20 protein-coding genes are annotated in these 22,692 nt (G+C 72.6%); 10 read left to right on the top strand and 10 right to left on the bottom strand.

Annotation, left to right across the window (positions count from 1 at the left end):
• Window positions 1–38 precede the first annotated feature (38 nt).
• Complete coding sequence (locus tag BX286_RS30720) at window positions 39–1,109, top strand: esterase family protein (RefSeq protein ID WP_079430745.1); 1,071 nt, start codon at window positions 39–41, stop codon at window positions 1,107–1,109.
• 41 nt (window positions 1,110–1,150) lie between these two features.
• Here the strand turns inward: BX286_RS30720 and BX286_RS30715 are convergent, their stop codons facing one another.
• Complete coding sequence (locus tag BX286_RS30715; RefSeq protein ID WP_121016945.1) at window positions 1,151–1,894, bottom strand: class I SAM-dependent methyltransferase; 744 nt, start codon at window positions 1,892–1,894, stop codon at window positions 1,151–1,153.
• Window positions 1,895–2,165: 271 nt separating this feature from the next.
• Here BX286_RS30715 and BX286_RS30710 point away from each other — a divergent pair, with 271 nt between their 5' ends.
• Window positions 2,166–2,909 carry a TetR/AcrR family transcriptional regulator gene (locus tag BX286_RS30710; RefSeq protein WP_079430743.1) on the top strand — a complete coding sequence of 248 codons (744 nt, stop codon included), beginning with the start codon at window positions 2,166–2,168 and terminating at the stop codon, window positions 2,907–2,909.
• Window positions 2,910–3,130: 221 nt separating this feature from the next.
• Here the strand turns inward: BX286_RS30710 and BX286_RS30705 are convergent, their stop codons facing one another.
• From BX286_RS30705 to BX286_RS30685, 5 genes are all read right to left on the bottom strand, one after another.
• Complete coding sequence (locus BX286_RS30705; protein ID WP_121016943.1) at window positions 3,131–4,180, bottom strand: enoyl-CoA hydratase/isomerase family protein; 1,050 nt, start codon at window positions 4,178–4,180, stop codon at window positions 3,131–3,133.
• A gap of 134 nt (window positions 4,181–4,314) precedes the next feature.
• Window positions 4,315–4,812: an ATP-binding protein gene (locus BX286_RS30700; RefSeq protein WP_079430741.1), complete on the bottom strand. Its 498-nt coding sequence runs from the start codon at window positions 4,810–4,812 to the stop codon at window positions 4,315–4,317.
• A 39-nt stretch (window positions 4,813–4,851) separates the two neighbouring features.
• Window positions 4,852–5,205 carry an STAS domain-containing protein gene (locus BX286_RS30695; protein WP_079430740.1) on the bottom strand — a complete coding sequence of 118 codons (354 nt, stop codon included), beginning with the start codon at window positions 5,203–5,205 and terminating at the stop codon, window positions 4,852–4,854.
• 153 nt (window positions 5,206–5,358) lie between these two features.
• Complete coding sequence (locus tag BX286_RS30690) at window positions 5,359–7,170, bottom strand: ABC transporter ATP-binding protein (protein WP_079430739.1); 1,812 nt, start codon at window positions 7,168–7,170, stop codon at window positions 5,359–5,361.
• 143 nt (window positions 7,171–7,313) lie between these two features.
• Window positions 7,314–9,146 (bottom strand): glycoside hydrolase family 15 protein, encoded by a 1,833-nt coding sequence (locus BX286_RS30685; protein ID WP_121016941.1) that lies wholly within the window; start codon window positions 9,144–9,146, stop codon window positions 7,314–7,316.
• 217 nt (window positions 9,147–9,363) lie between these two features.
• Between BX286_RS30685 and BX286_RS30680 the strand changes: the two genes are divergently transcribed.
• Window positions 9,364–9,933, top strand: a complete 570-nt coding sequence (locus BX286_RS30680; RefSeq protein ID WP_079430737.1) for a hydrolase — start codon at window positions 9,364–9,366, stop codon at window positions 9,931–9,933.
• A 70-nt stretch (window positions 9,934–10,003) separates the two neighbouring features.
• Here BX286_RS30680 and BX286_RS30675 read toward each other — a convergent pair whose 3' ends face one another.
• Window positions 10,004–10,423, bottom strand: a complete 420-nt coding sequence (locus BX286_RS30675; RefSeq protein ID WP_079432077.1) for a molybdopterin-binding protein — start codon at window positions 10,421–10,423, stop codon at window positions 10,004–10,006.
• 281 nt (window positions 10,424–10,704) lie between these two features.
• Window positions 10,705–11,505, bottom strand: a complete 801-nt coding sequence (locus BX286_RS30670) for a TSUP family transporter (protein WP_121016939.1) — start codon at window positions 11,503–11,505, stop codon at window positions 10,705–10,707.
• Window positions 11,506–11,587: 82 nt separating this feature from the next.
• Here BX286_RS30670 and BX286_RS30665 point away from each other — a divergent pair, with 82 nt between their 5' ends.
• The 7 genes from BX286_RS30665 (at window position 11,588) to BX286_RS30635 (ending at window position 20,823) form a co-directional block, all read left to right on the top strand.
• Entirely contained in the window at window positions 11,588–12,349 is a 762-nt protein-coding gene (locus tag BX286_RS30665) for a helix-turn-helix transcriptional regulator (RefSeq protein ID WP_079430735.1), read from the top strand.
• Between the two features lie 123 nt (window positions 12,350–12,472).
• Entirely contained in the window at window positions 12,473–12,817 is a 345-nt protein-coding gene (locus BX286_RS30660; RefSeq protein WP_121016937.1) for an STAS domain-containing protein, read from the top strand.
• A gap of 201 nt (window positions 12,818–13,018) precedes the next feature.
• A complete protein-coding gene (locus BX286_RS30655; protein ID WP_079430733.1) occupies window positions 13,019–14,212 on the top strand; it encodes a cytochrome P450 in 1,194 nt (397 codons plus the stop codon).
• A complete protein-coding gene (locus BX286_RS30650) occupies window positions 14,209–14,454 on the top strand; it encodes a ferredoxin (protein WP_079430732.1) in 246 nt (81 codons plus the stop codon). The genes BX286_RS30655 and BX286_RS30650 overlap by 4 nt, the downstream gene beginning before the upstream one ends.
• 159 nt (window positions 14,455–14,613) lie before the next feature.
• Window positions 14,614–16,218, top strand: coding sequence for a serine/threonine-protein kinase (locus tag BX286_RS30645; protein WP_121016935.1), 1,605 nt, complete (start codon window positions 14,614–14,616; stop codon window positions 16,216–16,218).
• Window positions 16,219–16,427: 209 nt separating this feature from the next.
• Window positions 16,428–19,124 (top strand): hypothetical protein, encoded by a 2,697-nt coding sequence (locus BX286_RS30640; protein WP_121016932.1) that lies wholly within the window; start codon window positions 16,428–16,430, stop codon window positions 19,122–19,124.
• Window position 19,125: 1 nt separating this feature from the next.
• Entirely contained in the window at window positions 19,126–20,823 is a 1,698-nt protein-coding gene (locus tag BX286_RS30635; protein WP_121016930.1) for a hypothetical protein, read from the top strand.
• 19 nt (window positions 20,824–20,842) lie between these two features.
• On the opposite strand, the gene BX286_RS30630 is transcribed toward BX286_RS30635, so the two are convergent.
• Both BX286_RS30630 and BX286_RS30625 read right to left on the bottom strand, forming a co-directional pair.
• Entirely contained in the window at window positions 20,843–21,400 is a 558-nt protein-coding gene (locus tag BX286_RS30630) for a hypothetical protein (protein ID WP_079430729.1), read from the bottom strand.
• The gene (locus tag BX286_RS30625) at window positions 21,397–22,692 is read right to left on the bottom strand and encodes a molybdopterin-dependent oxidoreductase (protein WP_208949851.1); all 1,296 of its coding nucleotides are present in this window, start codon (window positions 22,690–22,692) and stop codon (window positions 21,397–21,399) included. Before BX286_RS30625 ends, BX286_RS30630 begins: the two co-directional genes overlap by 4 nt.

Genomic DNA, 22,692 nt, shown 5'->3' with positions numbered 1-22,692 from the left:
ACACGAGGACCCGTGACCGTACGTCAGGAGCCGCCGCCGTGGAGCTGACCAGCACGTCGTTCCTCGTCACGCTGATCGCCGTCACCGCACTGGCCATGCTCCTGGCGCTGCTGCTGTGGAACCGGGTGCCGGGCCCGGGCGTGGTGCGCTGGGTGGCCCGGGTGCTGATGATCGGGGTGTGCCAGCTGACGGCCATCGGCGTGGTGGCCGCCTGGATCAACGACGGCTACGGGCTGTACGCCTCCTGGGACGACCTGCTGGGCACCGGTGCGGACGCCGGCGCCTCGGCGATGACCGGCCCCCCGGTCGGCCGGGCGCGCTTCACCCCCGGGGAGAACGGCACCCGGAGCACCTACTTCCGGGGCAGCCGCTCGAAGCTCGCCGGCCAGGTGGTCGTGTGGACGCCCCCCGAGTACGACGCCCCGGGCGCGCAGAAGACCCGTTTCCCGGTGCTGACGCTGCTGCACGGGTACCCGGGCACGCCGCGCTCCTGGATCGACCTGGGCTCCATGCCGGACGCGCTGGAGCAGCTGGTGCGGCTGGGGGCGGCGCAGCCGTTCATCCTCGTCATCCCGGAGCTGTACCCCGGTGGGGTGAACACCGACTGCAGCGACACCCCGCAGCGCAAGATCGCCACCTGGCTCGCGGAGGACGTCCCGGACCTGGTGCGGAAGAACTTCCGCACCCTGCCCGAGCCGAAGGGGTGGGGGCTGATGGGGGTGTCGACGGGGGCGTTCTGCGCGGTGAAGCTGCCGTTGCAGTACCCCAAGGTGTTCCGTGCGGGCGCGGCCCTGGACCCCGATCCGCTGACTGGGGATCCGCAGGTGCTGCCCGACCCGGTGCTGCGGGAGCACAACAGCCCGGTGTGGCTGGTCGGGCAGGCCAAGGGCGAGGACGTCGGGCTGTTCCTGGCCACCTCGGCGCAGGACCGGGACAGCCCGCCGCAGCAGCTGGCCGCCTTCACCCGGGCGGCGCAGGGCAGCGGGGTCCGGGTGAAGACGCTCGTCCGGCCGGCCGGGGGCCACAACTTCCAGACGTGGACCGGGATGTACCCCGACGCCCTGGGCTGGCTGAGCACGGAGCTCTCCCCGCCCGCCGCCCCCGGGTAGCGGTCGTCGTGCCGGCCGGCCTTGCCCGGCCCGGCCGGGGTCTACGGCGTCACGGACGGGCGGCGGAAGAGGGCGGTCCAGAGGAAGGCCTGGCCGAAGTGCGGGGACTCCTGCGGCTGGTCGCGCATCCGGCGGATTTCCCGCTCCTCCAGGCCCGAGAAGATCCAGCGCAGGGATGCGGGGGTGTAGGCGAGCCCGCCGCCCAGGCCGCCCTCGCGGTAGTGCGCGGCGTCGGGGAGTTCGGATCCCATCGCGCCGGACGCGAAGCAGGTGAGGCCGAGGTGGCCGCCGGGGGCGAGGACGCGTTCGAGGAGGTCGAGGTAGCTGACGCGGCGGTGCGGCGGCAGGTGGTGGAAGCAGCCGGAGTCGTACACCAGGTCGTAGGGGCCGCCGAGTTCGCCGGCCGCGGCCAGGGCGAAGGCGTCGCCGCGGTGGAAGCGGATGTCGGCACCCGCCTCCCGGGCCCGGTCCCCGGCCCAGGCGAGGGCCGCCGGGGACAGGTCGACGGCGTCCACCTGGAAGCCCAGGGAGGCGAGGTGGAGGGCGTTGCGCCCGGGGCCGCAGCCCAGGTCGAGGGCCCGGCCGGGGGTGATCAGGCCGCGTTCGAGGTGGGAGACGAGGTTCTCGTCGGGCTTCGCCACGAAGAACGGCACCGGCTTGGAGCGGTCGGCGTAGAAGCCGTCCCACCAGTCCGCGCCGGCGGCCGTCCAGCGGTCCGCCCCCGGTGCGAACAGTCCGTCCAGCAGGCCGAGTACGTCTTCCACCGAGCGTATGTTCCGGTCCATCAACTCCCCTTTCCCGAGGGGGACATCGTATCGAGAACGGCACATCGCCGCAGGTCGGAGCCCATGCGCCGGGCGCCGGTACGGCCGCGTGCACGACGCGGGCCGGGGCCTTGGCCGCCTCCTCCGCCCTCCTGCCGTACGGCTGCGGACACCCCCGCCCCGCCCCCGCGCGGGGCCCTTCCGGCCCGCGGCGGCGCGCTTTTCCGGACGGATGAGCCATCCAGGTGTACGCATCGTGCGTACAGCGTGCGCAGCGCGGTAGGCTGGGGGCATGTCCTCATCAGAGCAGCAGACTTCCGCCCCCGTCCCCTCCGTCTGGGCCCGGCCCCGTCGGCAGAAGGAGCAGCCCGCGCTCAGCCGGGAGCAGATCGTCGCGGCGGCCGTCCGGCTGCTGGACGCCGAAGGCATCGAGGCGCTGAGCATGCGCAAGCTGGGCACCGAGATGGGCACGGCCGCCACCTCTCTCTACCGGCACGTGGCCAACAAGGACGAGCTGATCGAACTGGTCGTGGACGAGGTCTACGGCGAGCTCGAACTCCCGGCCGTCACCGGTGCGGACGGATGGCGCGAGGCCCTGGCGCACAGCGGGCACAGCCTGCGCGGCATGGTCCTGCGCCACCCCTGGGTGGCGTCCGTCCTCGGCCAGGTGGGCCTCGCGCACCTGGGCCCCAACCTGATGCGCATGTCGGAGCGGATGCTGGCCATGGCCCTGGCGGCCGGCTTCCCGAAGGCCGAGGCGGACCTGGCGATGAAGGCCGTCATGTCCTACGTGCTCGGAGCGGCCACCAGCGAGGCCTCCTACCTCTCCCTCCTCGCCCGCAGCGGCAAGAGCGAGAGCGAGTGGCTGGAGTCCCTGGTGCCCGCCTCCCAGCAGGCCCTGGAGGAGCACCCGCTGACGCAGGACCACGCAGCCGCCTGGCAGGGCAAGGACCCGGCGCGGCTGCGTGACGAGAACTTCGACTACGGCCTCCAGCGGATCCTCGACGGCCTGGCGACGCGGCTCGCACGGAGCTGACCCCGGCTCAGGGCCTGTCTGACAATTCGCGCCGGATCAGGCCGGGTCGTTCGGTGCGTGCGGCGAGCGTGCGTGCCGGGCGGCCCGGACGGTCCAGGGTCTGACGCTCTACCAGGCCCTGGACCTCCTCCAACACCTCCTGGCGACCTGGACCGGCACCTGCCCCACCTGCCGACAAACCGTCCCCTGGCAGCCCTACGACACCACCTAACAAAGCACTACTAGGGGAAGGTCAGCTCGCCGCCCTCGCCGAGCGGGGCGAAGAACCGGTCCACCGCCGCCGCGCGGACCTGGACCAGGGCCGCGGGGGACCAGCGCGGACGGCGGTCCTTGTCGATCACCTGGGCGCGGATGCCCTCGACGAGGTCGGGGGCGGACAGCGCGGCGCTGGAGACCCGGTACTCCTGCTCCAGCACCCGCTCCAGCGAGTCCAGCTCACGGGCGCGGCGCAGGGCGGCGAGGGTGACCTTCAGCGAGGTCGGGGACTTGGCGTGCAGGGTCTGGGAGGCCTCGCGTGCGGCGGGCAGGCCCGTGGCCAGCAGCCGCCGGTGGATCTCCTCGACGGTGTCGGCGGCGTAGCAGTGGTCGATCCACTCCCGCTCGGCGGCGAGCGGGACCGCGGGGGCGGTGGCGCCGTCGAACTTCCCCAGTACCTCGGCGACGGGTGCGAGGGTGAGCTCCCGGGTGAACTCCTCCAGCCAGTCGGACGGCAGGTAGTGGTCGGCGAGCCCGCACAGGACCGCGTCGCCGGGGCCGACCGCCGTACCGGTCAGGGCCAGGTGGGTGCCGAGTTCGCCGGGGGCGCGGGAGAGGAGGTAGGTGCCGCCGACGTCGGGGACGAATCCGATGCCGGTCTCGGGCATGGCGACCCGCGAGCGCTCGGTGACGATCCGGACGCCGCCGTGGGCCGACAGGCCGACCCCGCCGCCCATGACGATCCCGTCCATGAGGGCCACGTACGGCTTGGGGTAACGGGCGATGCGGGCGTTCAGCCGGTATTCGTCCCGCCAGAAGGCGAGCGAACCGGTGGTGCCGGCCTTCGCGTCGGCGTGGATGGCGCGGATGTCGCCCCCCGCGCACAGGCCGCGTTCACCGGCCCCGCGGAGGAGGACCTGGCGGACGGCGGGGTCGTGTTCCCAGGCCGTCAGCGCCTCCGTGATCCGCAGCACCATGGGACGGGTGAGGGCGTTGAGGGCCTCGGGACGGTTGAGGGTGATCAGGCCCGTACAGCCCTCGGTGCCGAGCTGAACGGTCTCGTCTTCGGTCTTCACAGGCGTCAGTATGTCGGGTCCGAGGCGCTATGAAGATCCTTTCTGACGATCTTGTCATGTCTGAACGACTTCGGCCCGAACGTCACCCGAACAGCCGCGCGGGCCGCTCCCCGGGCCGCGTCCCGCCGGCGGACTCAGAGCTGCCCCGCGCGCCCTCCGCCGAGCCCCGCCGGGGCCCGCGACCCGTGCGGGCGGCGGATCTCGGGCGGGCAGGGGACCTCCAGCCAGACGCACTTGCCGACCGCCCCCGGGCGCCATCCCCAGGCCCGGGCCAGGCGGTCCACGATGAGGAGCCCGTAACCGCCCGGCCGTCCGGCGGCCCCGGGGCGGCCGGAGCCGGGCGGGACCGGGGGCGCCGGGTCGGTGTCCGTCACCTCGATCCGGAGCCGGTCGTCCGCGCAGTCCAGGACCAGTGCCCCGGGCCCGCCCCCGTGCCGGCAGGCGTTGGCCACCACCTCCGAGACCAGCAGCAGGACGTCCTCCGCCGCCTGCCGGCTCTCCGGCGTGGCCGCGGGCAGCCAGCTCCAGGCGGTCAGGGCCCGCCGGGTGAAGTCACGGCCGCGTGAGACGGGCTCCGTGAGCCCGTCGAGGACCAGGAGCCAGTTCCGGTTGACCGGCCCGCGCTGTTCCATGGCCCTGCTGCCCCTCTCCTCGCTCTCACCGGCCGGGATTCAGCCCAGTGCCTGCGCCACGTCGTCGTGGACGGGGAAGACCGCGTCCGCCCCGGTGATGCGGAACATCCGGGCGACCGGCCCGCCGAGTCCGGCCAGCTCCAGGGAGCCGCCGGCCTCCTCGATGGCGATCCGCCCGTGCAGCAGGGCGTTCAGCCCGGTGGAGTCGCAGAACCGCAGCCCCGACATGTCCACCACCAGCCGTCCGCCCGCCACGGCCGCCGCCGCCAGGGCCTGCCGGAGGGGCTCGGCCGTGTCGTGGTCCAGCTCGCCGCCGAGCGTGAGGAGGACCGCGCCGTCCACCGTCCGTACCGCAACGCTGAACCGTTCGTCTTCCGTTCCCGGCATCACCATCCGGCATCACCCTTCCCGCGCGCTTCCCTGCGCCTGCCCCGGCACCGGCGCCCTATGCATGCATACCCCGTCCACCGCCGGTCCGCCGGGACCGGCCAGGCCGCGGCGAGCGGGCGGACCGCCCCGTCTCGCCCGAACGGACGCAGCCGCCCCCTAGAGCAGGTCGGCCCGTGCGGGGGCGTCGTCGAGGAAGCCGCCCGACTGGTGCTGCCAGAGCCTGGCGTAGGCCCCCTCGGCGGCCAGCAGCTCCTGGTGCGTGCCCTGCTCCACGATGCGGCCGCGGTCGAGGACGACGAGGCGGTCCATCGTGGCGACCGTGCTCAGCCGGTGCGCCACCACCAGGGCGGTCCGGCCCTCCATGAGCCGCCACAGCGCGTCCTGGACCAGGAGCTCGCTCTCGGAGTCCAGCGCGCTGGTCGCCTCGTCGAGCAGCAGGACCGGCGCGTCGCGCAGGATGGCCCGGGCGAGGGCGACCCGCTGGCGCTGCCCGCCCGAGAGCTTGACCCCGCGCTCGCCGACCATGGTGTCGAAGCCGTCCGGGAGGGCGTCGGCGAACTCGGTGACGTGCGCCGCCTCGGCCGCGCGGCGGATCTCGGCGTCGGTGGCGTCCGGCCGGGCGAAGGCGATGTTCTCGCGCAGGGTGCGGTGGAACATGGCCGGGTCCTGCGGCACGTAGCCGATCAGGCTGCGCAGGTCGCTCTGGGAGAGCCGGCTGATGTCCTGCCCGCCGATCCGGATCCGTCCGGCGTCGATGTCCGTCATCCGCAGCAGCAGCCGGGTGAGGGTCGTCTTGCCCCCGCCGGACCGGCCGACGAGGCCGATCTTCGACCCGCCGGCGACGGCCAGGTCCAGGCCGTCGAAGAGCGGCTCGGTACCGCCCGCGTGGGTGAAGCGCACCCCTTCGAAGGACACGTCGGAGGCCTGCGGCCGGAGCGGTTCCGGGCACACCGGGTCGAGCACCTTCGGCGGGGTCAGCAGCAGTTCGGTGAACTGCGCGGCCTCCGTCATCGAGCTCTCCAGACGGCGGTAGATCTGGTTGAACTCGAACATGATGCGGGTGGCGTTGCTGTAGTAGGTGAAGGCGACGACGACCCCCTCCACCCCGTGGCCGCTCCGGGCGAGCGCGACGGCGAGGAACAGGCCCAGCGCGTTGGTCAGCACGGACATCGGCGCGACGAGGGTGTCGATGCGCAGGTTTCCGTAGTCCCAGGAGCGCAGCATGAGCCGGCGCGACTGCGCGACCCGCGAGCGGTGTTCGGCGGCCTCGCGCTCCTCGGCGGCGAACGCGCGCACCGTGTCCATGTTCATCAGGCTGTCGGCGACGTGCCCCGACACCCGGGCGATCGCCTCCTCCCGCTGGTCGACCAGCGCCTGCCGGCGCCTGATCAGGGGTGCCACGCCCAGCGCGGTCACCACGATCATCGTCAGGAGCCCGACGACGAGCAGCGGATCGTACTGCCAGAGCACCACCGACCCGAAGACCAGCGGCACCAGCCGCCCCACGACGTTGAAGGTGAGCGCGTCGACGAACTCCTCGAAGCGGGAGGCGAAGCTCAGGACCCGCTTGGTGAGCGAGCCGGCGAAGTTGTCGTGGAAGAACGCGGCGTCCTTGGCGAAGAGTTCGTCCAGACCGATGACGTACAGCCGCTCGACGCCCAGGGCGTCGACCCGGTTGAGGCAGTGCAGTCCCAGGCGCCACATCCCCTCGGAGAGGAGGAGGACGGCGGCGAAACCGGCCACGTAGGGGAGCATGGCACCCGTGCGGGTGGCGGCGCCGTCCGCGATCCGCCCGACGAGTTTGGCGACGACCAGCGGCGCCACGTAGTTGATGCCGATGTTGCCCAGCGCCGGGAGCAGCATCGCGGGGGCGGTCCAGCGTTTGAGCCGGGCCAGCTCCCGGCCGTAGTAGCGGAGTGCGAGGAACACCGAGCCCTTGCTCGGCGAACTCTTGGACGATTCTGGCATTTCCCGTACCAACCCTGCTGTGTCGGACCGTCAGAGAAGGTTCCGCAGTGTTCCGCAAGGGCGCCCGTACGGTCCATCCGTTTTTCGACCGGTAAGGGCATCACGCACTGTAGCGGAACGGGTGCGGGGCGCGACAGGGTGCCTCAGGATCCGGCGCGGTCCAGCTCCTCGTCCAGGGAGAGCGCCGCGGCGATGAGCGCGAGGTGGGTGAACGCCTGCGGGAAGTTGCCCAGTTGCTCCCCGGTCGGCCCGATCTCCTCGGCGAACAGGCCGACGTGGTTGGCGTACGTGAGCATCTTGTCGAAGGCGTACCGGGCCGCCGGGAGGCGGCCGGCGCGGGCGAGGGCGCCCACGTACAGGAAGGTGCACAGGGAGAACGTGCCCTCGTCGCCGCTCAGTCCGTCCGGCGACTCCTCGGGGTCGTAGCGGTGCACCAGGCTGTCGGAGACCAGCTCCGCCTCGATCGCGTCGAGGGTCGACAGCCAGCGGCGGTCCTTCGGGGAGATGAAGCCGACCGTGGGCATCAGCAGCAGGGCGGCGTCCAGCACCTCGCCGTCGAAGTGCTGGACGAAGGCCCCGCGGCGCTCGCTCCAGCCCCGTTCCATGATCTGGTGGAAGACGGCGTCCCGTGCGGCGGTCCAGGTGGCCACGTCGGCGGGGCGGGCCAGGTCCGCCGCGAGCCGGATGCCCCGGTCGAAGGCCGACCAGCACATCAGCCGGCTGTAGGTGAAGTCGCGGCGGCCGCCGCGGGTCTCCCAGATGCCCTCGTCGGGCCGGTCCCAGGAGCGGGCCAGCCAGTCGAGGAGGTCGCTCAGGTTCCGCCAGCCGTCGTACCCGGCCAGCTGGGCCAGGTCCGCGGCGTGGCTGAGGGCGAACACGGCCTCGCCGTAGATATCGAGCTGGAGCTGCCCGACCGCCCCGTTCCCGAGCCGTACGGGTGCGGACCCCCGGTACCCCTCCAGGTGCCCGAGCACCTGCTCCTCCAGACGCGGGTCGCCGTCGACCCGGTACATGATCTGCAGCGGCTCGCCGGTCACCGTCCCGCCCCTGTGCACGCGGGCGCCCAGCCAGCGCCGGAACGCCTCGGCCTCGTCCTCGAGCCCCAGGTCGAGCAGGGCCTTGACCGACAGCGAGGCATCGCGCACCCAGGTGTAGCGGTAGTCCCAGTTCCGCTCCCCGCCGACCCGTTCGGGCAGGCCCATGGTGACGGCGGCCACGGGGGCGCCCGTCGGGGCGTACGTCATGAGCTTGAGGGTGATCGCGGAGCGGTTGACCATCTGCTGCCAGCGGCCTCGGTAGCGGCTGCGGCTCAGCCAGCGGTGCCAGTGGTCGTAGGTGGAACGGAACGCCCGGCGCAGTTCGGCTTCGGTCATCGGCTCGGGCGGCGCGGTGGCGGGGTCGTGGCAGACCGTCAGCACGGCCGCGGCGAGCCCGCCCTGCCCGAGCTCCGCCTCTCCTCGTACGCCCGTCCCGTCCTGCCACATCCGCGCCGGACCGCTGAGCTGGAGGAACGCCGAGACCTCCGGTCCGCCGAACCGCGCCGTGCCTGATTCCACGTCCAGGTGGTGCCCGGCGCGCCCGTAGTCGAAGGCGGGCCGGCAGTCGATCCGGAACCGGACGGTGCCGCGGGTGACGCGCATGATGCGGATGATCCGGTGCCGGTCGGCGGGCGCCTCGGCCTCCCCCAGGGGCATGAAGTCGACGACCTCGCCGACCCCTTCCCCGGTCATGAACCGGGTGACGAGGACGGCGGTGTCGGCCAGGTACAGCTGCCGGGTGACGGGGTCACGCGCCTCGGCCGCGATGGCGAAGTGTCCGCCGCGGTCGTGGTCCAGGAGGGAGGCGAACAGGCTGGGCGAGTCGAAGCGCGGGGCGCAGAACCAGTCGATCACCCCTTCGGAGGAGACCAGCGCGGCGGTCCGAAGGTCCCCGATCAGCCCGTGGTCCCCGATCAGCGGATATCGGCGACGGCGCATGGCGCTCCCTCCACGGGCGGGACCGGTCCCCCTCTCACGCTACGGTCATGGACCCTGCCGGGCACCCCGTGCGACGACTCCTTGTCAGCTTGACTGTTTGACCGGTATGCGAGGGGCGGCCGAGGACTGACCCACGGCACACCACGGCACGGCAGGCGCACCGCACGCACCGCACGCCCCGGCGGACCACCGGGGCCGAACCAGCGAGGAGTCACCCATGTCCGGCCTCAGCCTCGACCGCCACACCGCCCTGGTCCTGATCGACCTCCAGCAGGGCATCCTGGGCCTGCCCACCGTCACCCCCGCCGACCGGATCCTGGAGCAGGGGATCCGGCTCGCCGAGGCCTTCCGCGCCCGGCAGCTCCCGGTCGTCCTGGTCAGGGTCGCCTGGTCCCCCGACGGCGGTGACCTGCCCTCCGGCCGCACCGAGCGCCCCGGCCCGGCGGCCGCACCGCCGGCCGCGTTCTCCGCGTTCCCTCCCGGGCTCGCCTCCGACGGCGACATCGTGATCACCAAGCGCCACTGGGGCGCGTTCACCGGGACCGAGCTCGACCTGCAGCTGCGCCGCCGCGGCATCACCGGGATCGTGCTGGCCGGCATCTCCACCAGCATCGGCGTGGAATCCACCGCCCGCTCGGCCTGGGAGCACAGCTACGAGCTGACCTTCGCCGAGGACGCCATCACGGACACGGACGCCGACTCCCACGCCCACACCTTCGGCAAGATCTTCCCCCGGCTCGGCCGGATCGGGACCACGGACGAGATCATCACCGCCCTCGACGCCTGACGCCCCCGCGCCGGGCGCCCGGCGGTGCGGTCACCGGGCGCGGGAGGAAGCGTGGCCGCCGGAACGGGGATCAGGCGGCGGCGAGGGAGATCTCGGTGGCCTTGATCAGGGCGACGACGGAGGTGCCGGCGGCGAGGCCGAGGTCCTTCACGGCGTCGGCGGTGATCGCGGCGGTCAGGCCGCCGCCGTTCACGTCGACCTTCACGGAGGCCATGGCCGGGCCGGCGGCCACGTCGACGACCGTGCCGGGGATCTGGTTGCGGATGGAGACGCCGGAGACGGCGCCGGTGGCCAGGGAGACCTCGGTGGCCTTCACCAGGGCCTTGACCGCGGCGCCCTCGGCCAGACCCAGCTCCTTGGCGGCATCGGTGGTGATCACCGCGGTGATTTCCTGACCGCCCTCCAGGCGGACCTTCACCGAGGACATGGCCTCGCCGGCCGTGATCGAGGTGACGGTGCCGGAGATCTGGTTGCGGATGGACAGGGTCATGAACACACGCCTCACTGAAGAGAAAAACGGGGACGGAAAATGCGGGTCCGGTGTGACCTGCCTTACGGCCGACATTACAGGGCGCCGAAAGGCGGCGGAGGCACCCGGTCTCATACCCCAGCCGAACAGCCCTGTCCCGCGGGCCAATTCCGGAAGGACCGGCAGATGCCAAGGATCCGGGGACTCCTGCCTGGCGAAATCCCGTCCAGCCCCCGGAATTCTCGAAATCGCAGGAGTCCTTTCATACTTTTCCGGAGCGAGCGATTACCGAAATCCGGCCCTCACGGTGTCCGGACCAGCATGGCGGCCAGCACCAGGCAGAGCAGGGCGACGTACCCGCGGGCGTGGAGCCGGTCCGTGATGCGCGGGGGTCTGCGGCGCAGGAGGAGGACGACCGGGACCGCTCCGAGGAGGAGCAGGGCGGCGGCGCCGAGGTCGACCGATCCGACGGCCGTCGCCGGCGCCCCGGCCCCGGTCGTGTGGCGGGCGCTGAGGAAGACCGCGCACGCGGGGGCGCTGACGCAGGCGGTGAGGGGGTTGGCCAGCGCCGCCGCGGTGCGCATCGGGAGGCCCGAACGCCGCAGCAGGGGTACGGTCATGACGCTCCCGCCGACGCCGAGGAACGAGGCGACCGCACCGATGGGCACCCCCAGCCCGGCGGACACCGCGAACCCGCCCCGCCGCCCCGCGGCCGCGGTGTCCGGGCGCAGGAACCCCGGGCGGGCGAGCACGTCGACGAGGGTGGCCGCCAGATAGAGCACGAACCCCCAGGGGATCAGCCCGGCCGGCGCGGCGCCCGCGGCGAGCGCGCCGGCCACCCCTCCGGCGCCGAGCAGGACCAGCAGCGGGGTGGTGCCCCGCAGATGCCTCAGGACCGGACGGGGCGTGGCGGCGGTGGCCACCGCCGCGTTGACGACCATCACCACGGCCGAGGTCGCCACCGCGACGGCCGCCGCGGCCGGCCCCGCGGCGGCGTCCGCCCAGACGATGACGGGGACCGCGACGAAACCCCCTCCGAATCCGAACAGCACGGTGGTCAGCCCGGTGAGGACCCCGACGACGACGAGAACGAAAGCACTCATGGGCCCAGTCCAGCCGAGAGGGCCCGCGCCGACGATCGACTGTCGGCCCGGTCCTTTCGAGTTCCGGCCATAGGATCCCGCCATGCGCAACGTGCCCCTCGGACAGGTCGACCACCTCCCCGCCGAGGTGCTGCCGATCGCGACGGACTACCCGCCGGACACCCTCCTCGCCTGGCACGAGCACCGCCGGGCGCAGCTCCTGTACGCCGCGACCGGCACCATGCTCGTGGAGACCGACGACGGGGCGTGGACCGTTCCGGGCGAGCGGGCGGTGCTCATCCCGCCCCGGACCCGCCATCAGGTGCGGATGCTGGACACCCGGACGGCCAGCCTCTACGTGGAGCCGTCCGCCGTCCCGTGGTGGCCCGCGGCCTGCCGGGTCGTGGCGGTCCCGCCGCTGCTGCGGGAGCTGCTGCTCGCCGCCGCAGACCTGGAGGCGGACTACGCCGGGGACGCCCGCGACAGCGCGCTGATCGCGCTGGTCCTGCTGGAGACGGCCGCGCTCTCCGAAGTCCCGCTGTACGTGGCCCTCCCCCACGAGGAGCCGTTCTCCGCGCTGTGCCGCGGCTACCTCGCCGATCCCGGCCTGTCGGTGAGCAACACCGACTGGGCGCGCGCCACGGCCATGAGCGAGCGCATGCTGACCCGGCGCTTCCGGCAGGCGACGGGGACGAGCCCCGCGGCCTGGCGGTCCCGCGCCCGGCTGCTCGCCTCGATCCCCCTCCTGCGCCACAAGAGCGTGACCGAGGTCGCCGTCCTGCTCGGCTACGCCTCCCCGGCGGCCTTCTCGTACGCCTTCACCCGTGCTTTCGACGTGCCGCCGTCCTCCATGAGGCAGCACTGACGGGCGGCATGGGCCCCTGTCGCGCGGGCAGAAGCCCTGCGGCGGATTCCGACGCCGGCGTGCGGGCCACGGGCCGGCCCCCGGCGGGCGGCGATGCCATCCAGGGGGGTGAGGAGGCCTCACATGACTGCCGAATTCGACGTACGGGCGGACCGCGGGGCGGACGGCGGCGTGCGGACGCCGGTCGTCGTCCACGTGAGCGGTGAAATCGACATCCGGCACGCCGGCGAACTCGAAAGCCGGCTCACGGCGGCCCTCTCCCAGGCCGAGCCCGCGGCAGCGGTGATCGTCGACTTGAGCAACTCGTCCTTCTGCGACTCCTCGGGGCTCACCGCGCTGCTCCGGGCGCGCGAGGCCGCGCTGCGCGCCGGCCACACCCTCAGCCTGGCCGCTCCCAGCCACCAGATGCTGCGACTGCTCGACCTGACGGGCACCGCCGAGCTCTTCCCCCTGGAGCCGGCCGGCTGACACCGCGCGGGCACCCGGCGCCCGGCCATTGCCTTCACCGCCACCCGTTGCAACGCACCGTTGCATTCGGCGGCAGGGCCATTGCACCAATTTCCCGGCTTTGACCTGCACATATGCCTGCAATCCGTTGACTGCATGATGAATGCAACGTAGCTTTCGAGGGACAGCAAACGCGTCATATCGCGAGATGAGGAACGCTTCATGAGCCAGTCCCCGCACACCGTCGAGGCGATGCCGACGGAGCGTCGGTCCGGGTGCCCCTTCGATCCGCCGGCCGAGCTGAGCGATGCCCAGCGGCACGGTCCGATCAGCCGTTTCACCCACGTCGGCGGGAAGCCCGGCTGGCTGATCACCGGGTACGACCTGGTGCGGTCGGTCCTGGCGGACTCCCGGTTCAGCTCGCGCAAGGAGCTGATGAACATCGTCGACTTCGAGCTTCCTCCGGCTCCTCCGGGCGAGTTCCTCCTGATGGACGAGCCGCAGCACAGCCGCTACCGCAAGCCGCTGGTGGGGAAGTTCACCGTGCGGCGGATGCGGATGCTGACCGAGCGCATCGAGCAGATCACCTCCGAGTGCCTGGACGCCATGGAGGCGGCGGGGCCTTCGGCGGACCTGGTGACCGCGTTCGCCAAGCCGATCCCCACCATCGTGATCTGCGAGATCCTCGGCGTGCCCTACGAGGACCGTGCGTCCTTCCAGGAGCAGATCGACGCCTTCATGGGCGGGGAGGTGAGCGACGAGGAGCTGATCGCCGCCTACACCGCCACCCAGGACTACCTCGCGCGCCTGGTGGCGGCCAAGCGCGCGAACCCCACCGACGACGTGCTGAGCGAGCTCACCGACAGCGATCTGACGGACGAGGAGCTCAAGGGGATCAGCCTCATCCTGCTGGCGGCCGGCTTCGACACCACCGCGAACATGCTCTCCCTCGGCACGTTCGCCCTGCTGCGTAACCCGGAGCAGCTGGCCGCCCTGCGCGACGACCCCTCGCTCACCGACGGGGCGGTGGAGGAGCTGCTGCGGTACCTGAGCGTCGCCAAGACCTTCCACCGGACGGCGCTGGAGGACGTCGAGGTGGGCGGCCACACCATCGAGGCGGGCACGACGGTCGTCCTGTCGTTCAACACCGCCAACCGCGACCCCGCCCGCTTCACGGACCCCGACGCGCTCGACATCCGGCGGCCGTACGACGGCCACCTGGCCTTCAGCCACGGCATCCACCAGTGCCTGGGCCAGCAACTGGCCCGTGTGGAGATGCGGGTGGCGTTCCGCGCGCTGCTCGACCGCTTCCCCACGCTGCGCCTGGCCGTACCGGCCGACGAGGTCCGTCTGCGCCCGGAGAGCGCCGACATCTACGGGGTGAAGAGCCTCCCGGTCACCTGGGACCCGCGGTGAGCCCGGCCCGTCTCGGCGTCGACCGCGAACGCTGCATCGGCGCCGGGATGTGCGCCATGACCGCGCCCGGCGTCTTCGACCAGGACCCCGACGACGGCCTGGTGGTCCTGCTGCGGACCGACCCGGCCCCCGACCGCCTCGCGGCGGCGCGGATGGCCGCAGGGGTGTGCCCCTCCGGGGCGATCACCGTCACCGGGCCGGAATCCGAGGACGGCCCCGGAGACCGGTCGCCGTCCGGATGAGCGGAGGCCACCGCTTCGAAGCCCGAAGGCGGGCACGGCGTGGACCTTCCGCTCTGCTTCCCGTGCCGGGGGCTGGGCCGTTGTGCCATGCTGACTGGCGCCCACGGGACGAGCGTCGCGTGGGAGGACGACGGGGATGGCGTCTCACGGGGGTGTGGCATGCAGCCGTTGACCGCGACCGATCCGCGCCAAGTGGGCTCGTACCGGCTGCTGTACCGCCTGGGAGAGGGCGGCATGGGCCGCGTCTACCTCGGCCGGTCGCCGGGCGGCCGGACGGTCGCCCTCAAGGTGGTGCACGGGACGATCGCCGGCGACGCGGGCTTCCGGCAGCGCTTCGCCCGAGAGGTCAGGGCGGCCCAGTCGCTCCGGGGAGCGGGGACCGTGCCGGTCCTGGACGCCGACCCGGAGGCTGAGGTGCCCTGGCTCGCCACGGCGTACGTTCCGGGGCCCGCGCTCGCCGACGCCGTCGTCCTCCACGGGCCGCTGCCCCAGGAGGCCTTGTGGCGGCTGCTCTCCGGACTCGCAAAGGCGCTGGCCGGGGTGCACGGGGCCGGTCTGGTGCACCGCGACGTCAAACCCTCCAACGTGCTGCTCTCCCCGTCGGGGCCGCTGCTCATCGACTTCGGCATCGCCCGGTCCGCCGACGAGACGGCGTTGACCGGGACCGGTCTGGTGGTGGGTTCACCCGGCTACATGTCACCGGAGCAGGCGGAGGGCCGGACCGTCGGCCCGACGGCGGACGTGTTCTCCCTGGGAGCGGTGCTGGCCTTCGCGGCGACCGGACGCGGGCCGTTCGGCGGAGGGTCGGTGGCCGAACTGCTGTACCGGCTCGTGCACCACGAACCGGACCTCGACGGGATCGAGGGCGCGTTCGGGGAACTGACCCGGCGCTGCCTGGCCAAGCGGCCCGCGGACCGCCCGACGGTCGCGGAGCTCGCCGCCGCGTCCGGGGAACGGGCCGGCACGGGCCCCTGGCTGCCGGCGCCCGTGGTCGCCGCCATCGCGCAGAAGGCGGAGGAACTGCTCAACGCGGAGGCGCAGGAGCCGGAGGGGCCGCAGGGGCCGGAGGGGCCGAGGAAGGAAGCGGAGGAACCGGAGAAGGAAGCGCAGCGCCTCGTACGGGGGTCGGAGGCCGGGGCGGTGTCCGGACCGGACCGGGTGGCCGCCATCACCGCGCTTCCCCCGCGGACCCCGCCGCCCACGGCGGTCATGCCCGGCCGGACACCGGCCGGCCCGGTCCGCGCCCGTGCCGCGTCGTCGGGCGCGTCCTCCCCGCGGGAGGACGCCGTCGGGGCCCTGACCACGGGTCTCGGCAGGCCGCTCTACGGGCTGTTCTTCCTGATCCCGGTCGTCGCCCTGCTCATCGGAGGGTTCGACCTGCTGGACCGGGCCGCGCGGTACCCGTCGGAATCAGAGCAGCCGAGCGCCGCACACCAGTGGGCCGTGAACGACGACTGGTGGCGCTTCCCCGTGGCCCTCCTGCTCCTCGGCGCGATGGTGGGGCTCCAGGTCTACCGGAAGCGGCTGATGACCGCGCCTGCCGGCAGGGTCCGGCTGTGGTCGGCCGGGATCGGCCTGTACTGGATCGCCCTGATGGCGGGCACGGCCCTGCACCTGGCGTGGTTCGTGATCGTGCAGGAGGACATGCCGTCCGAGGCCGGGGACCACCCCCTCCTGTGGGTGGCCCTGCCGGTGATCGTCATCGGAGGGGCGGTCTCGCCCGCCCTGCTGTTGGCCTCGGTGCTCCGGATCGTGAGGGCCTGAGCCGAGCCGTCGGGGAACACGCGGGGGCCGGTCCGTGCCCGCTCGGGGTTGCGGCCCGCCGGGGATCGTTTCTGCATGCCGCCCCTTCACTCGGCCAGGTGGTTTGGGACGCGGATTCCCAGGCCTGGACTGGGCGCGAACCGCCCGGAACGGGAGCCTGTGGAGCAGGTCGGACAGGGCGGCCGCGTCGGGGAGGCGAGAGTCGGCAGATGAAGGTCAACTTCGCGAAATTCCAGGGCTCTCTGCCGTACGCCTCCGAGCTGTACGGCGTCTACCAGCCGCTGCTCGGCTGGCGCTCGGCCCGGCTCGCCGAGCGGTTCGGCACCACGGGCCCCGCCATGCGCCGCTCGCTCGCGGCGGCGCTCACCGAGAACATGCGCCCCTCCTTCACCCTGGCCCCGGCCTCCGCCACGGCCGCCGCGCCCGCCCTGACGATCGAGCCGGGCGCCCCGGTGCCGTCGGTCGCCTCCGCCCTCCCCGGAACCCTCGACTCGGTGGTCACCCGGGAACTCCTGGCCCGGCTCAAGAAGGCGGACCTCGCCGATCCGGCCGTCTGGGACCGTCTCGTGGGGCCGGGGCCCGACGGGCTCGCCGCCCTGCTGCGCATCGCGGAGGAGAAGATCGCCCAGGGCGGCGTCATCGTCCACGCCGCGTCCGACGGCCTCCCGGCGGCCGCCGCGGACCCCGCCGCCCTGGCCGCCCAGGAGTCCCGCGTCGCGGGAGCGTTGAAGAACCTGCAGGCCGCCGGCCGGTACGACGTGCTGCACGCGATGTTCGCGACGAGCGGCCACCGGGTGAACGTGCCCGAGGTCGACGCCCTCGCCGAACTGCTGGGGGGCGGGCCGCCCGTGTCGCCGGGAGCACGGGACCGGGCGGCCACCGCCGGCCTGCCCGAGGCGTCGCTGTCCCCGCTCGGTGTCGTCCACCTCTTCCGCCAGTACTTCTTCGAGTTCGACTCGTTCCTCGGCCCCCCGGTCCAGCACATCTGGCTCAGCCCCGGCGCCGCGGTCGAGCTGATCGAGGTCTCCACGCGCCGTACCCTCACCGAACGCACCACCGAGGCCTCCGAGGAGGTCACCCAGCGCAGCGAGCAGGAGAGCCGGTCCGAGGACGAGCTGTCGGCCTCGGTCAGCGAGGAGAACCAGAGCAGCAGCAAGTTCGGTGTGAGCCTGGAGGCGCGGACCAGTGGCAAGCTGGGGGTTTTCAACACCCAGGCCACCGCCCGTACGAGCTACGACTCGGCCGACGCGCGCAAGACCGCCAAGGAACAGACCCACAAGCAGCTGCGGCAGCAGACGATCAAGCTGTCCACGGAGATCAAACGCAGCTTCAAGTCGACGTTCAAGACGGTCGTGGAGACCACCGACACCTCCAGCAAGAGGTACCTCCTGCAGAACACCACCGACAAGCTCGTCAACTACGAACTGCGGCGCAAGATGCGCCAGGTGGGGGTCCAGGTCCAGGAGATCGGCACCCAGCTGTGCTGGCAGACCTACATCGACCGGCCGGGCGACGAACTCGGGGTCGCCGAGCTGGTCCACGTCGCGCAGCCCCCGCAGGGTCAGGTCCAGCCCGCCCAGCTCGTCCCGATGCCCGAGCAGTACCAGGAGACCGTCGAAGGCACGTACAAGGGGCCGGACGACGACTACTTCGACGACGCCCTGGCGGATCTGCTGCTCTATCCGAAGTACGGATACGAGTACAAGAGCCACACCAACGTGCAGTGGCTGAGCAGCAACGTCGCCGATCTGCGGGTCAGCCAGTTCGCGGAGGGGACCAACCGGCTGAGGCTGCGGATCATCGGGCACAGCGGTGACGACGGCGAGATGTTCCCCTACCGCTTCACCGTCAACTACGGCCCCACCTCGGCCTACGTGGAACAGGTGAACAAGGTCAACGCCGAGCGCCTGAAGGAGGTCGACCAGGAGAAGGAGCGGCTGGCGAAGGAGGCGTTCTTCAAAGCGGCCCAGGAGCGGGTGAAGCTCGCCGCGGGCATCAGCCCCCGGCGCTTCGAGGATCTGCGGGAAGAGGAGCAGATCGTCGTGTACCGCAGCCTGATCCGCCAGCTCTTCAAGGGGAAGGGCCTGTCCGGCATCAGCAGCCAGACCCAGCACATCATGGCCGAGCTGGTCCAGACGTTCTTCGACGTCGACCGCATGCTGTACTTCGTGGCCCCGGAGTGGTGGGTGCCCAACAAGCTGGCCGTGAAGGAGAACCTCGGCTTCGACGGCTCGGGGGCCACGGAGAAGGAATTCGAGAAGAGCACCGTCGTCGGCTGGGGCGGCACCAGCAACACCGGCGAGGACTACTACATCACCGCCGACTCCCGGCCCGCCAGGCTGGGGAGTTCACTGGGCTGGCTGCTCCAGCTCGACGGCGACAACCTGCGCAACGCCTTCCTCAACGCCCCCTGGGTCAAGGCCGTCGTCCCGATCCGCCAGGGGCACGAGTTCGAGGCGCTGCAATGGCTGACCAACGCGGGCGTCGAGGGGACCGACGGACTCGACTCGCTGTACGCCGAGTCGGTCCCGGGCGAGCGCGGCCGCATGCTGCTGGTGCTCAAGCGGTACGCCTGGAGGGACCCGGAGCTCACCGCCCGCTACCGCGACCTGCCGGCCGATGCGCTGACGGTGCACGACGCGATCCGCTATCTGGCCGTCGTGGTCGGCGGCGACTGGCAGAAGTCGCGGGTGAAGGTCAGCGACCGGCTTCCGGACGGCACGCCCGTGAACTACCTGCCCACCGACAAGGTCTACGAGCGCGGCTTCGATCCGCTCGGCGACGGATTCGAGGCGGACGGCACCGAGCCCTTCCAGGTCTTCGACCAGTGGATCGAGGTCATGCCGACCGATCAGATCGTCGCCACCGAGGTCCACTACGACCCGAAGACCGGGATGCAGCTCTGAGATGGCGACGACCCGTCTCACCTTCGCCGTGGCCGACGTCCTCGGCCGACCGCCGCAGGCCGGGACGGTGGCCGAGGTGAAGCTGACGTGGACCGATGCGCAGGGACCGGTGACCCAGCACATCAGCCTCCCGCTGGACGGCCCCGTCACCCGTGCGGTCCCCGCGCAGGAGTGGAGCCGTATCGACCTCGACGTCGCCCACCCCGACTACGCGCCGGAGTCGGTCACCCTCACCCGCAGCCCCGACGCGCCCGTGTACTGGGACAACCGGGGAGTCACGGTGACCCGTGACGGGGACGACCTGCGGCTCACGATGGAGCTGGGCCGCATCCGCCAGTCACCGGTGACCCCGCCGCCGTACACCGGCACCCAGGTGCACGGTGACCAGCCGGGGGTCTTCTTCCGGGAGGCGACGGGGCAGCCGAGGAGGTACGCGGTGCTGAACACGCCGGCCCCGCCCGCCACGCCGCTGTGGCTGGAGAAGGTGAGCGTCCGCACGCTCACCGACGCGGCGCCGGCCCGCGCCGAGCAGGAGGGCTGGGACCGGTTTCGCACCACCGACCAGGTGGTGGCACTGGCGGACACCGGGGGTTTCCTCTGGCTGGAGTACGGCGGCAACGACGACGCGCACCCGCCGCAGCCGCGCTTCCTGGTCGCCGTCTGGGCGCCGAAGCGGCCTTCGGCCCCGGTCCCGGCCGACGGCATCGACGTGGTCTGCTACTTCACGCCCTCCACCGCGACGCGCGGCTATCCGCTCTCCGCCTACCCCTTCCGCAGCAACTACCCGTACAGCGTCAAGAGGGACACCACGGCCGACCAGCCGTACGTCGTCGTGGGCTACCGGCACCTGCTGCGGGACCTCAATCTGGTCCAGGCGCAGCACGTTTCGGGCCGTCCGGCGGTGGTCGTCGTTCCCATCCTGCCCGCGCTGCCGCCGGGCAAGGACAACGAGAGGTTCGCCTGGCAACCGTTCAACTCCCAGGAGGGGACCCACCGTCTCCTGCTGGAGGTGGTGCGCTTCCTGCACCGCTTCGGGTACGGCGGTTCCGGCACCGATTTCAGCCGCTGGCAGGGCAGCACCGCACCGGTCGGCCTGCTGCCCCCGCTGCCCACCGCGCGCCGCGCCGGCTCGGTGCCCACGCCCCCGCCGGCCCTGGGCAGCGTCACCGTCTGCGGGTTCAGCAGCGCGATCATGGGGATCTTCCCGCTCCTGACACGGAAGGAGATCTCCCTCCCCCACCACTTCCCGCGCCACCTCTTCGGCGGCGACGCGGCGGCGTTCGACGCGGTGTGGCGCGAATGGTGGGACCTCGACCTGGAGCTGAAGGCCGAAGCCACGGGCATCAAGGCCGCCGACTACGAGCGTCAGCTCCTGCGGTGGTTCGCCGACGGGAACGACCGCCGCATGCGCCTGTACCACTGCGACCACACGATGGGCGACACCCCGCCGGCCCGGCAGTTCGCCGCCCTCGCCGGGCTTCCCCACAAGGCCGGTTCCCTGCCGGGACTCTCCGAGGCATGGCACTCCGAGGACGGCCGCTGGACGGCCGCGTTCTACCGGGCCGGACTCCTGCGCGCCAGGACCCGGCCCGCCGGCGTCCTCCCCCTCTTCCCCCTGGAAGCCGCCGACGCCGGCCTGATCCACCCGTTCACGGCGGCACTCGGCTTCGGCCACGCGTCGAAACTGCGCGCCGGCTGAGCGGCCGGCCTGAACCCCCTCAGCCGGCCCCGCCCGGCGGCGGCGGACCGGCCTTCCGCGCCCTGCGGGCCCGGGCCCGGGCCTTGCGCGCCTCACCGCCCGCGTTCCACAGGCGCACGGCGAGGACGGCTGCCGAGGCGGCGAACAGGCAGGCGGTGATCAGCAGCCACCGCCCCAGGAACACGTCGGCCGGCAGGCCGGTGCTGCTCGTGAAGTGGCCGACCTGCCCCAGTACCAGCGGCCAGTAGACGAGCAGCAGGACGCCGGAGACGAAGGCGGGCACCCGGACGTGGTTGACGCCGGCCCGCCGCATGCGCGCCCCCTCCCCTTCACCGGGCGCGAGGAGCCGCTGGAGGGCCAGGTCCGCGACCGCGTACAGCGGCAGGAGGACGAGGTCGTGCAGGAGCGCGGCTCCCACGAACCACACGGCCACGCCGAGGGCGTCCCCTTCGAGCAGGCGCAGACCGGCGTAGCAGGCCAGGGCGAAGGACGCGAGCACGAGGAGCAGGTGGAGCGGGGAGGAGCCGTAGCGGTGCCGGAAGCCGGCCGGGGCGGTGTCGGCGGTGGGCGCCCTCATGACGGTTCTCCGAAGGTGAGGCGGGTGACCCACTTGGTGTTGTGGACACCGGGTGCCCCGGGGACGATCACCCGGGCCGGATAGCCGTGGTCGGCGGACAGGACCGCCCCGTTGACCCGAACGGCCAGCAGCGAACGCGCGTCCCGGACCTGGTCGGCGCTCAGCACGACCGAGCTGAACGACCCGCCCCGCTGGACGGACTGGACCAGGAGCTGTGGCGCGTGCGTGCCCAGGCCCACGAGCGCGGCCAGGTCGGTGAGGCGGACCCCGCTCCAGTGCTGGTCGGCGGTCGACCAGCCCTCCACGCAGGCGATGGGCAGCAGCGCTTCGTGCTGCGGCAGGCCGAGCAGCTGGGCGTAGGTGAGGTCGATCTGGCGGCGCCCGCCGCGCACGGTCAGCCGCCAGGCCGGACCGGTGTCGCTGGGGCGGATGCCGACGGAGGCGGCGGTCTTGTTGATCTGGAAGCCGTTCGGGCCGGAGCCCGGGTCCTGGCCGTGCGGCGCCAGGAGGGCCGTCCGGCGGAACCAGCCGCCCACGCTCTGCCCCGCGGTCACCACGAGCAGCGCGAGGGAGCCGAGCCCCACCATGCCCAGCGCGCCCCGCCGGGAGATCGTGGGAGCGGCCGGGCGGGGCGAGACCAGCCCGGCCGCCTCCTCGCTGTCCGGGGCCGGTTGCCGCGGCCCGGCGCGCAGGGCCCGCACGGCCCGTCCCAGCCGGAAGACCACATGGACCGCGAAGGCGCCGATGAAGACCCAGGCCCCGTAGAAGTGCAGCGTGTAGAAGGAGCCCGGGAAGATGTAGTGCAGCTGTGTGTTGAGGATGCCGGTGGCGAACTCGAACCCGGCGCCCCCCACCAGCAGGAGGAGGGAGAGCCGCTCCAGGACCTGGGCGCCCGAGCTCACCGGGGGCCAGGCGAAGAGCTTCGGGATCACCGACCACAGCTTGGCCAGGAGCACGGGCACGAGCACGACGCCGAGCGTGACGTGCACGCCCTGGGTGACGCGGTAGAGCCAGTACGGGGAGGTCGGCCAGGAGAAGAGGTAGAAGCCCAGCCATCCCTTGCCGGGGGTCTGGTCGTTGACCGCCGCCAGGTCGGGCTCGTACGCGGCGTACGAGACCAGGCCGGTGACGAAGACGATCGTGATGCCGAAGAGCAGGACGATCCCGAACACCGCCGTCAGCCACGGGCCGCGCAGCGGGCTGCGCCAGAACTCCGGGCGGGACGGGCCCCGTGGCGGGCCGGCCGCCCACCGGGCGCCCAGGGCCGACCGCAGCCGGGCGAGGCCCGCCAT

This window comes from Streptomyces sp. 3211.6 (assembly GCF_003634815.1).
In the GTDB taxonomy this organism is placed as follows: domain Bacteria; phylum Actinomycetota; class Actinomycetes; order Streptomycetales; family Streptomycetaceae; genus Streptomyces; species Streptomyces katrae_A.
The sequence above is the reverse complement of the archived record's forward strand: the minus strand, read 5'-3'. Positions and strand labels throughout refer to the sequence as shown.